Annotated in this window: 9 protein-coding genes and 1 pseudogene; 6 read left to right on the top strand and 4 right to left on the bottom strand. The window is 73.6% G+C overall.

What is annotated here, in order from left to right; all coding sequences use genetic code 11:
• Positions 1-50: 50 nt before the first annotated feature.
• The 3 genes from AOK00_RS30785 to AOK00_RS30775 are packed head-to-tail and all read right to left on the bottom strand — an operon-like array spanning position 51 to position 3399.
• Positions 51-941, bottom strand: a complete 891-nt coding sequence (locus tag AOK00_RS30785) for an SDR family oxidoreductase (RefSeq protein WP_055603487.1) — start codon at positions 939-941, stop codon at positions 51-53.
• Complete coding sequence (locus tag AOK00_RS30780) at positions 938-1843, bottom strand: alpha/beta fold hydrolase (RefSeq protein ID WP_055603486.1); 906 nt, start codon at positions 1841-1843, stop codon at positions 938-940. Before AOK00_RS30780 ends, AOK00_RS30785 begins: the two co-directional genes overlap by 4 nt.
• The gene (locus AOK00_RS30775) at positions 1840-3399 is read right to left on the bottom strand and encodes a flavin-containing monooxygenase (protein ID WP_055603485.1); all 1560 of its coding nucleotides are present in this window, start codon (positions 3397-3399) and stop codon (positions 1840-1842) included. The genes AOK00_RS30780 and AOK00_RS30775 overlap by 4 nt, the downstream gene beginning before the upstream one ends.
• A gap of 350 nt (positions 3400-3749) precedes the next feature.
• Here AOK00_RS30775 and AOK00_RS30770 point away from each other — a divergent pair, with 350 nt between their 5' ends.
• From AOK00_RS30770 to AOK00_RS30750, 5 genes are all read left to right on the top strand, one after another.
• Complete coding sequence (locus AOK00_RS30770; protein ID WP_055603490.1) at positions 3750-4370, top strand: MerR family transcriptional regulator; 621 nt, start codon at positions 3750-3752, stop codon at positions 4368-4370.
• Positions 4371-4488: 118 nt separating this feature from the next.
• Positions 4489-5109, top strand: a complete 621-nt coding sequence (locus AOK00_RS30765; RefSeq protein WP_055603484.1) for a hypothetical protein — start codon at positions 4489-4491, stop codon at positions 5107-5109.
• A gap of 2 nt (positions 5110-5111) precedes the next feature.
• Positions 5112-6473 (top strand): peptidoglycan-binding domain-containing protein, encoded by a 1362-nt coding sequence (locus AOK00_RS30760; RefSeq protein ID WP_079042289.1) that lies wholly within the window; start codon positions 5112-5114, stop codon positions 6471-6473.
• A gap of 71 nt (positions 6474-6544) precedes the next feature.
• The gene (locus AOK00_RS30755; RefSeq protein ID WP_055603489.1) at positions 6545-7288 is read left to right on the top strand and encodes an ABC transporter ATP-binding protein; all 744 of its coding nucleotides are present in this window, start codon (positions 6545-6547) and stop codon (positions 7286-7288) included.
• A complete protein-coding gene (locus AOK00_RS30750) occupies positions 7285-8490 on the top strand; it encodes an ABC transporter permease (RefSeq protein ID WP_107097499.1) in 1206 nt (401 codons plus the stop codon). The genes AOK00_RS30755 and AOK00_RS30750 overlap by 4 nt, the downstream gene beginning before the upstream one ends.
• A gap of 169 nt (positions 8491-8659) precedes the next feature.
• Here the strand turns inward: AOK00_RS30750 and AOK00_RS30745 are convergent, their stop codons facing one another.
• Positions 8660-9019 carry a hypothetical protein gene (locus AOK00_RS30745; RefSeq protein WP_055603483.1) on the bottom strand — a complete coding sequence of 120 codons (360 nt, stop codon included), beginning with the start codon at positions 9017-9019 and terminating at the stop codon, positions 8660-8662.
• 354 nt (positions 9020-9373) lie between these two features.
• On the opposite strand from AOK00_RS30745, the pseudogene AOK00_RS30740 reads away from it, so the two are divergent.
• A pseudogene (locus AOK00_RS30740) lies at positions 9374-10083 on the top strand (two-component sensor histidine kinase); the annotation flags it as partial.

Here is a 10083-nt window from a genome sequence, read left to right as displayed (position 1 = left end):
GGACAGCTACCGCGCGGCGGGCACCCCGCCGCCGCGCGGCCGCGACCCCGTCAGCGCGCCGCCGGACCGCCCGTCCGCGCCTCCTCGTCGGCGGCACCGCCCGCGCCCACCAGCCCCTTGGAGACCGAGCCGAGGCGCGGCTCGAAGCGCCTCATCTCGCGCTGCCCGACGGTCGCGATCATCCCCGGCAGGTAGCCGCGGACCGACTGCATCCCGCGCAGCCACCACTGTGCGTAGACGTGCGGGGAGCGCCGCTCGATGCCCGCGACGATCCGGTCGACGGCCGGGCCGAGGGGGTACGTGCGGTTCGCCGGCCACGGCAGCCGCTGGCGCAACTCCCGCATCACGGAGTCCTCGTCGGCGCCCCGCACCATGTCCGTGTCGGTCCAGGAGAGGTAGCCGACGCCGACCTTCACCCCCTTGTACGCGACCTCGGCGCGCAGGCTGTGCGCGAAGGCCTCGACGCCCGACTTCGACGCGCAGTACGCCGTCATCATCGGGGCGGGGGTCAGCGCGGCGAGCGAGGCGATCTGGAGGAAGTACCCCCGCGACTCCATGAGGACCGGCAGGAACGCCCGTCCCGTCACCGCGCCGCCGATCAGGTTGACCTCGATGACCCGCCGCCAGGCGGCCGGGTCGGACTCCACGAAGGGACCGCCCGCCGCGACACCGGCGTTGGCGACGACGATGTCGACCTTCCCGAAGCGTTCCTTCACCTCGGCCGCGACCTCGGTCATCGCCTCGTGGTCGGTGACGTCGGCGTGCCACCAGTCGGCCTCGGTGTGCAGCCGCCCGGCGACCTCCTTGAGCTGCTCCGGCTCCAGGCCGACGAGCGCGATCCTCGCGCCGCGCGCGGACAGCTTGCGGGCGAGGAGCTCCCCGACGCCGCGGGCGCCCCCGGTGACGACCGCGACCTGTCCTTCCAGGCTCACCCGGCTCATGCCTTCTCCTTCACTTCCAGGTACGTGTCGGTCAGTTCGCGGATCCGCGCGGTGACGGCCTCGGGGGCCTCCACCGGTGTCATATGCCCCATACCCGCCAGTTCGTCCAGCCCCACGCACCGCGGAAGGGCCTCGGCCATGGCGCGGGAGTGGACGGGCGGAGTGAGCCGGTCGGCGGTGCCGACGACGACCGCGACGGGCAGGTCGAGCGCCCGCAGGCCCGCTTCGAGGTCGAGCTCGGAGAGGACCCTGGACCAGCCGACACGGGCCCCGCGCGGGCAGGCGTGCACGATCCGGGCGCAGGCGTCGACCCGCTCGGGCGCCGAACCGGGGCCCATCGTCGCGTACTTGAGGATCTTCTTCGAGACGGCGTTGACGGGCCCGAGCGGTGCCTTCGCGCCCAGGACGCCCCGGGTCAGCCGGGTGCGCCGCTCGCTCGGCCTGCCCGGGACGACGGTGGCCTCGGCGGTGAGCCGCGAGGGCCCGGTGGAGCAGAGCAGCACGGCCGCCGCGTGCTCCCGGAAGCCCGGCCGGTCGGCCGCGGCCATCAGGGTCATGCCGCCCATCGAGTGACCGGCGAGGACGGCCTTCTCGCCGGGGGCGAGGGTGCTCGCGAGGACCGCTTCGAGGTCGTCGGCGAGCGCCCGGGTGGCGTATCCGGAGGGCCCGGCGGGAGCCGGGGACCGGCCGTGGCCGCGCTGGTCGTAGGCGACGACCCGGTGGTCGGCGGCGAGGGCCCGTATCTGCTCGGCCCAGAAGGCGATCGAGCAGGTCCAGCCGTGGGCGAGGACGACGACGGGCGCCCCTTCGGGGCCGTACACCTCGACGTGGATCCGGGCGCCGTCGGCGGAGACGGCGGTGAGTTCGCGGGACGAGGTCAGCGAGGTCAGGTGCCGGCTCACTTGGCGGCCTCCTTCCTGCGGGAGGCACCGCGGGCCCCGGCCGTGCCGGACTCGGCGGGCTTCACCGGCTTCGGCGCGCGGACGACCTCGTACTCGGAGAGGTCGACCTGCCGGGTCTCGCGCCGGAACTCGCCGGTCGTGCCCGGCCACAGCGTGGTGTTGCGCCCGTTGGCGTCGAGGTACCAGCTCTCGCAGCCGCCCGCCTTCCAGACCGTCCGCTCCATCCGGGCCTGCACCTTGCGGTTCCAGGCGCCGACGGCGGAGGGCCGGACGGCGAGGGCGGCGCGCCCGCCCTGCCCGGAGGAGGTGAGCAGAGCCAGCTGGCGCAGGTAGTCGGCCATGTAGTTCAGCTGGGACTCGATCATCAGGATCATCGAGGAGTTCCCGAGGCCGGTGTTGGGCCCGATGACGGTCATGAAGTTGGGGAATCCGGCGGCGGTGGCGCCGCGCAGCGCCTCCATGCCGCCCTTCCAGGTCTCGGCGAGCGTCTTCCCCTCGGCGCCGACGACGCGCTCGGCGATCGGCATGTCGGTGACGTGGAAGCCGGTGCCGAAGATGATCGCGTCGACCTCGGTCTCGGTGCCGTCGGCGGCGACCACGGTCGAGCCGCGGACCTCGCGCAGTCCGGAGGCGACGACGTCGACGTTGGGCTGCGCGATCGCCGGGTAGTAGGTGCTGGAGAGCAGGATGCGCTTGCAGCCGATGCGGTACGAGGGGGTCAGCTTGGCCCGCAGGACCGGGTCCTTGACGGCCTTGGCGATGTTGGCCTTGGCGAGCTTCTCGATCAGCCCGAGCTCGTTCGGGTGCTTGGTGAAGGCGCCGACCTGGAGTTCGCGGATGCCCCAGAGGAGCCCGCGGCGCAGGGTGCCGGTGACGGGCAGGGCGCGGTGGAGCCAGCGCTCGGGGCCGCTGATGGCCCGGTCCATGCGGCGCATGACCCACGGGGGCGTGCGCTGGAAGAGGGTCAGCTTCCCGACCCGCGGCTGGATCGCGGGCACGATCTGGATGGCGGAGGCGCCGGTGCCGATCATGGCGACGCGCTTGCCGGTGAGGTCGTAGTCGTGGTCCCAGCGGGCCGAGTGGAAGACCTTGCCGGGGAAGTCGGCGATACCGGGGATGTCCGGGATCTTGGGGTCGGAGAGCGGTCCGGTGGCGGAGACGACGACCTCGGCGCTGAAGGAGCCCTCGCTGGTCTCGATCTCCCAGCGGAGCGCATCGGCGTCCCACTCCATCCGTACGACCTCGTGGTTCAGTCGCAGGTGGGGGCGGATGCCGAAGGTGTCGGTGACGTGCTCCAGGTACGCGCGGATGTGGCGCTGTCCGGAGAAGGTCCGCGGCCAGTCGGGGTTGGGCGCGAAGGAGAAGGAGTAGAGGTGGGAGGGGACGTCGCAGGCGCAGCCGGGGTAGCTGTTGTCCCGCCACGTGCCGCCCACGGAGTCGGCCCGCTCCAGGACCACGAAGTCGGTGATCCCCTCGCGGCGCAGCCGGACGGCGGCGCCGAGGCCACCGAATCCCGATCCGATCACCGCCACACGTACCTGCTCGTGCTTCGCCATGCCGCCTCCCGCGTGCCCGGCCAATCACGCCAGCAATCACTGGCACAGTCGGGACTGTAGAGCAGCTCCATACCGAGCGGTAGGGGTCGGACGAGGGAAAGTTACCGGCGGTACAACATAGGCTGGCGTCCGTGGCTGAAGGATCAGGCAAAGGGACAGGCGAAGGATCAGGACCCGGCACGGTGACACACGAGGGCGCACGCGAGGACCGGCGGGCCGGCACGGACCGGAGCCCGCACCAGGTCACGCCCGAGCCCGAGGACGTAGCCGAGCCCGGGGACGCACCCGAGCCCGCGGACGCACCCGAGCCCGAGGGCGTACGCGAGCCCGAGGGCGTACGCGAGTACCGCATGGAGGAGCTGGCGGCCGCCGCCGGCATCACCGTGCGCACCCTGCGCTTCTACCGTGAGCGCGGTCTGATCCCACCGCCCCGCCGCGAGGGCCGGATCGCCTGGTACGACGAGCACCACCTGGCCCGGCTGCGCACGATCGCCGCCCTCCTGGAGCGCGGCCACACCCTCAACGGCATCGCCGACCTCACGACCGCTTTCGAGAGCGGCCGCAACGTCCGCGAGGTGCTGGCCCTCGGCGCCCCCAGCGAGGAGGAGCCGGTCCGCCTCACCCCCGAGGAACTCGCCGACCACTTCGCCGGCGAGGTCACCCCGGAGAACCTCGCCGCCGCCCTGGACCTCGGCTACCTCGTCACCGACGGCGAGGAGATCATCCACATCAGCCGCCGGCTGCTCGACGTCTCCGCCGCACTCGTCCGCGAGGGCGTCCCGCTCGCCGAGGTCCTCAAGGCCGGCGCCCGTGTCCGCGAGCACGCCGACGCCCTCGCCGAGCTCTTCACCGACCTGCTGCGCACCCACGCGGCCGAGGACGACCTGTGGCGGCTGCGTCCGCTCGCGAAGAGCGTGGTGGAGGCGGAACTGTCGATGGCGCTCGACCGTCGGCTGCGGGAGAACCCGTGACACCGGGCGCATGATCGACTGACAGGTTCTTCAAAAGTTCTTCATCACCTCCCCCTTACGGTCGGCCTGCCCGGCGACGCACTCGCGGCCGGGCCCGAGATGAGGAGCGGGAGAGCCGATGAGGACGAACCGGGTACTGCTCGCGGCGGCGGCGGCGTCGGTCGTGGCGCTGGCGCTGACCGGCTGCGGCACCGACGACGCCCCGAAGGTCCCGGCGGCCGGCGGCGACTCGGCCGCGTCGGCGGGGGCGACCGGCGGCGGGGAGAGCGGCGGCGGGGAGGGCGGCAAGGACGTGCTCGCCACGTACGTCGAGGGCAAGCGCGCCTGGGTGAAGTGCATGCGCGAGAACGGGATCGAGATGAACGACCCGGACGACAAGGGCCAGATCGACTTCGGCGACGGCGACGCCGCACGGAACATGAAGAAGAACCCGAAGTTCGAGACGGCGACCAAGAAGTGCGAGTCCGTCAACCCGCCCATGCCCGAGGGCCTCGAAGAGCTCGTCAACCCCCGGCCCAAGCTCACCGCCGAGCAGATCAAGGCCGCCCGCGACTACGCCGCCTGCATGCAGAAGAACGGCGCCCCCGACTACCCGGACCCGGGCCCCGACGGCTACCCGGAGAACGACAACTCCGGCGTCTCCCCGTGGGACCAGAGCTCGGCCGGCGCCCAGCGCGCGACCCGCGTCTGCGCGCCGATCAGCGGCAACCCGACCGACCGGCCCACGGCCAAGGGCTGACGATGACCGAGACGGTGACGCACCACGAGGGGGCGGCGGGGGCGGGGAGGACGCCGGACGGCACGGCGGACCCCGCGTCGCGGCCGCCGCGCGGCCGGCGGAGAAGGCGTACGGCGCTGGTCGTCTCGGCCGTGGTCGTCGTCGCGGCGGTGGCCGCGGTCGGCGCGCTCGGCCTCGGCGGCGGCCCGGAGGAGGGGCCGGCCGCGCCGCCCCGGTCGGGCTCGACGGTCCCGGTGACCCGCGCCACTCTCACCGAACGCACTTCGGTGGACGGTCAGTTGGGCTACGGCGCCGAACTCCCGCTGCCGGTCAAGGCGACCGGCACGGTGACCTGGCTGCCCGAGCCTGGCGCGTTCGTCGAGCGGGGCGGTGAACTGCTCCGGGTCGACGACCGGCCGGTCACCCTGCTGTACGGGACCCTGCCGATGTACCGCCCGCTCGGGCTGACGGCCCAGGAGGACGGGGCGGGCGGCTCGGAGGCCGACCCGCCCGGCTCGCCCGACTCCTCCGGCTCCCCTGACTCTTCCGGCTCTTCCGGCTCCTCCGGGGAGGACCGGGCCAAGGGCGGGGCCGGACGGACGGCCCCGACTCCCTCCGGTACTCCGGCGCCGGGGGGCGCCGGAGCCGGAGGGAACACCTCCCGCGCCCCGCGCGAGCTGCGCGGCATGGACGTCATGCAGTTCGAGACCAACCTCGCCGCACTCGGCCACACCGGATTCACCGTGGACGAGAGGTTCACCTCCGGCACCGAGGCAGCGGTCAAGCGCTGGCAGAAGTCCCTGGGGATACCGCAGACCGGCGTCGTCGCCGTCGGGGACGTCATCTACTCGCCCGGCCGGGTCCGGATCGGGCAGCCCGGCGTCCGGCTCGGCGCGGCCGTCGGCGAGAACACCCTCACGTACACCGGCTCGTCCCGGAAGGTCGTCGTCAACGCCTCCGCGGCGGACGCCGCCTGGGCCGTACGCGGCGCCGCCGTCAGCATCGGGCTGCCCGACGGCACCCCGGTCAAGGGCGAGGTGACCGCCATCGGCAAGCAGGCCACCGCGCCCGGCGGCGGTGGCGAGGGCGGCTCCGGCCAGGGCGGCGCGGCCGCCACGATTCCGGTGACCGTCGCCATCAAGGACCAGAAGGCGGTGGGCCGGCTGGAGAGCGGGCCGGTGACGGTCGAGTACGTGGGGCGGGAGGTCAAGGACGTCCTGACCGTCCCGGTCGCCGCGCTCGTCGCGCTCGCCGAGGGCGGGCACGGCCTCGAGACCCCGGACGGCCGGTTCGTCGCCGTGAAGACCGGTCTCTTCGCCGACGGCAGGGTGGAAGTGAGCGGCAGCGCCGTGCGCGAGGGCATGAAGGTGAGGATCCCGGAGTGAGCGACGGCGACGGTGCGCCCGAAGGAGCCTGGACGGAACGGGAGTTCGACGAAAACCGGCGGCACGGGGCGTTGGGGCGGTACGACACGGCCGCGGATGCCGACGCGGCCGGCGACGTCGACGCGGTCGTGGAGTTCGACGCGGTCTCCAAGACCTATCCCGGCGGGGTGGCGGCGGTCCGGGACGTCAGCCTGCGCATCACGCGTGGCGAACTGACCGCGATCGTCGGCCCGTCGGGCTCCGGCAAGTCCAGCATGCTCAATCTGATGGGCAGTCTCGACCGCCCCACCTCGGGAAGGGTCCTCGTCGACGGCCACGATGTGGCGAAGCTGACCGACCGGGAGGTGTCCGCGCTGCGGGCGACCCGGATCGGCTTCGTCTTCCAGCAGTTCCACCTCGCGGTCGGCGTCCCGGTCCTCGACTCGGTCGCCGACGGCCTGCTGTACGCCGGTGTCCCGCTGCGCCGCCGCCGCGCCAAGGCGGCCGCCGCCCTGGACCGGGTCGGCCTCAGCCACCGCGTCCACCACCTGCCGCACCAGCTCTCCGGCGGCGAGCGCCAGCGCGTCGCGGTGGCGCGTGCGGTCGTCGGGGAGCCGTCGGTGCTGCTCGCCGACGAACCGACCGGCAACCTGGACTCGGTGTCCGGCGCGGCCGTCCTCACCCTGCTGCGCGAGCTGAACGCGGCCGGCACCACCGTCGTCGTCATCACCCACGACCGCGAGATCGCCGCCGAACTGCCGCGCCGCATCGAGATGCGCGACGGCCGCGTGGTCGCCGACACGGCCCGGACGACGACGATCGGGGCCCCTCGATGACGATCTCTTCCCGCCCCGGGCTCCGCGCCGCCCGGCTCGGCCCCGCCGATGTCGTACGGCTCGGCGGTACCGGCCTGCGCACCCGTCCCCTCCGGGTCTTCCTCTCCGCCCTCGGCATCGCCATCGGCGTCGCCGCGATGATCGCTGTGGTCGGCATCTCCGGCTCCGGGCAGGCCGAGGTGGACCGCAGGCTCGACGCCCTCGGTACGAACCTGCTGCGGGTCGCCCCCGGTGAGACCGTCGCCGGCGACAAGGCCCGCCTCCCCGCCGAGTCCGTGGCGATGATCCGCCGCATACCGCCGGTCCAGCAGGTCGCCGCCACCGGCGCGACCGGCGCGAACGTCTACCGCAACGAACGGATCGCGGCGGGCCGCACCGGCTCCCTCGCCGTCCTCGCGGCCGGCTCCGACCTGCTGCCGGCCGTCGGGGGCCAGGTCCGCAAGGGCCGGTGGCTGGACGCGGCGACGGAGAAGTACCCGGCGGTCGTGCTCGGCGCCACCGCCGCGCAACGGCTCGACCTGTACACCCCCGGCACCCGGGTCTGGCTCGGCGGGCGCTGGTTCTCGCTGATCGGCGTCCTCGACCCGGTCCCGCTCGCGCCGGAGATCGACGGCGCCGCCCTGGTGGGCTGGCCGGCGGCCCGGACGTACCTCCGCTTCGACGGCCATCCGTCGACGGTCTACGTACGGGCCGCGGACAGCCGGATCGCCTCGGTACGGGCGGTCCTGCCGGCCACCGCGCACCCGGCGAAGCCGGGCGAGGTCCAGATATCCCGGCCCTCCGACGCCCTCGCCGCCCGCGAGGCCACCGAGTCGGCGCTGACCGGACTGCTGCTCGGCCTCGGCGGCGTGGCGCTCCTCGTCGGCGGGGTCGGCGTCGGCAACACCATGGTCATCTCGGTCCTTGAACGCCGCCCGGAGATCGGTCTGCGCCGGGCACTGGGCGCCACCCGGGGCCAGATCCGCACCCAGTTCGTCACGGAGTCACTGCTGCTGTCACTGATCGGAGGCCTCGGCGGAACGGTCCTCGGCACCCTGATCACGGCCGGCTACGCCACCAGCCGCGAGTGGCCGACGGTCGTCCCGGTGTGGGCGAGCGCGGCGGGCGTCGCCTGCACGCTCGGCATCGGCGTGCTCGCGGGCCTGTACCCGGCGGTCCGCGCGAGCCGCCTGTCCCCGACGGAGGCTCTGGCGGGCACGTGAGCCGCGCGAGCCGCCTGTCCCCGACGGAGGCTCCGGCGGGCACGTGAGCCGCGCGAGCCGCCTGTCCCCGACGGAGGCTCCGGCGGGCACCTGAGCCGCGGCGGGCGTACGCGTCGGGGGCGGCCCCCGATGAGAGACCGCCCCCGACCGTCGTTCTCGCTGCTACGGACTAGAAGCCGCAGTAGACCAGGCTGCCGCCGTCGCTGAGCAGGTCGTCACGGATCCAGCCGCTGACGCCCGTCGCGTCGTTGCGCACGAAGGTCCACGTCTCGGAGGTGCTCCCGATCCGGGTGTAGCAGTGGTAGTCGAGCAGGTGGCTGCTGTACGCGATGCCGTTGATACCGCACCCCGTGCTGGAGCCGCTGCGCTGGTTGGCCCCGTCAGCCGTCTTGTTCCACGTGCTGCCGTCCTTGTCGGCGACCGTCGTGCCGCAGGCGGCGGCCGCGTAGGACGGAGCGGCGGTGGTCATCGGAATGGCCACCGCGGCCATCGCGACGACGGGAAGGAGCGCTGCAATTCGACGCTTCATTAGAACCCCCAATGGTGTCGTTATGCCTGCGCCGCTCACGCAGCCCCGAGAGGCACCTGGCGAAAGCGACGACCGCCGAGCCCGTAAGGACCCGAGCGGCGTAAGTACCCTCGTAGGCCACCCCGAAGTGAAGAAAGCATTCCGGCAACGACTGACCGAAACCGCTTGCCAAGCGTCCGAAAATTCGCGAGCGGGAATTCGCCAGAACGGAATCGGAATGGCCGGGCCCGCCCTTCCCTCACTCCGTCGACGCCCGTTCACCCCACCACATCCCGTAGTTTGGCGAATCCCGCCGCCGACCCGAGGAGTCCCGTTGCGCCCACGTGCCCCACAGGTCCCGGAGGGTGGGACCCGATGAGCTTCCGGTTCCGGGCATTCGCCCTGCTCATGCTGGTCGCGCTGGCCGCCACCGCGGCCACCGCCTGGCTGACGCTGCGGCAGGCCAACCGCCAGGTCCAGGAGACCGTGACGGCCGGCCGGCAGGAGGTCTCGCGGATCACCACCGAACTCCGCGCGTACGGCTTCGCACATGGAACGTGGGAAGGGCTCTCCCCGACCGTCGCCGAACTGGCGCAGGACACCGGCCAGCGCATCCGGGTCGCCACCGAGACCGACGTGCTCCTCGCCGACTCCGACGCCCTCGCGGGCCGCGAACCCCGCGCGCTGACCGGCCAGCCGCCCGTCCTCGTCGACCCGCGCCCCGTCCTGCGCTTCCCCGAGGGGCAGCTGCCCCGTACGGCCGTGAAGCAGACCACGAACGCCCTCGCCCGCTACCGCGCCTCCGTCGCGTACGCGGCCTGCCTCACGGCCGCGGGCGCCGAGCCGACAGCCCGGCCGGACGAGCTCGGCATCCCCCTCGTCGACACCGACCGCCGGCCCGCCCGGTGCGCGGAGCCCACCGCCGAGTACGACCCGATGACCCAGGCCGACTCCGAGGCGCTCCGGGGCTGCGAGAGCGCACGCCCCCTCGCCGCCTGCCTCCAGCGGGTCTTCAACGAGCGGTCCGGGTCCGCCGCCCCGCCCCGCCTGGAGATCCACCTCGGCGTCCGCGACGAGTCCCCGCC

This window comes from Streptomyces aureus, assembly GCF_001418135.1.
GTDB lineage: Bacteria > Actinomycetota > Actinomycetes > Streptomycetales > Streptomycetaceae > Streptomyces > Streptomyces aureus_A.
Note: the sequence above shows the minus strand (reverse complement) of the source record. Positions and strands in the feature narration are given on the sequence as shown.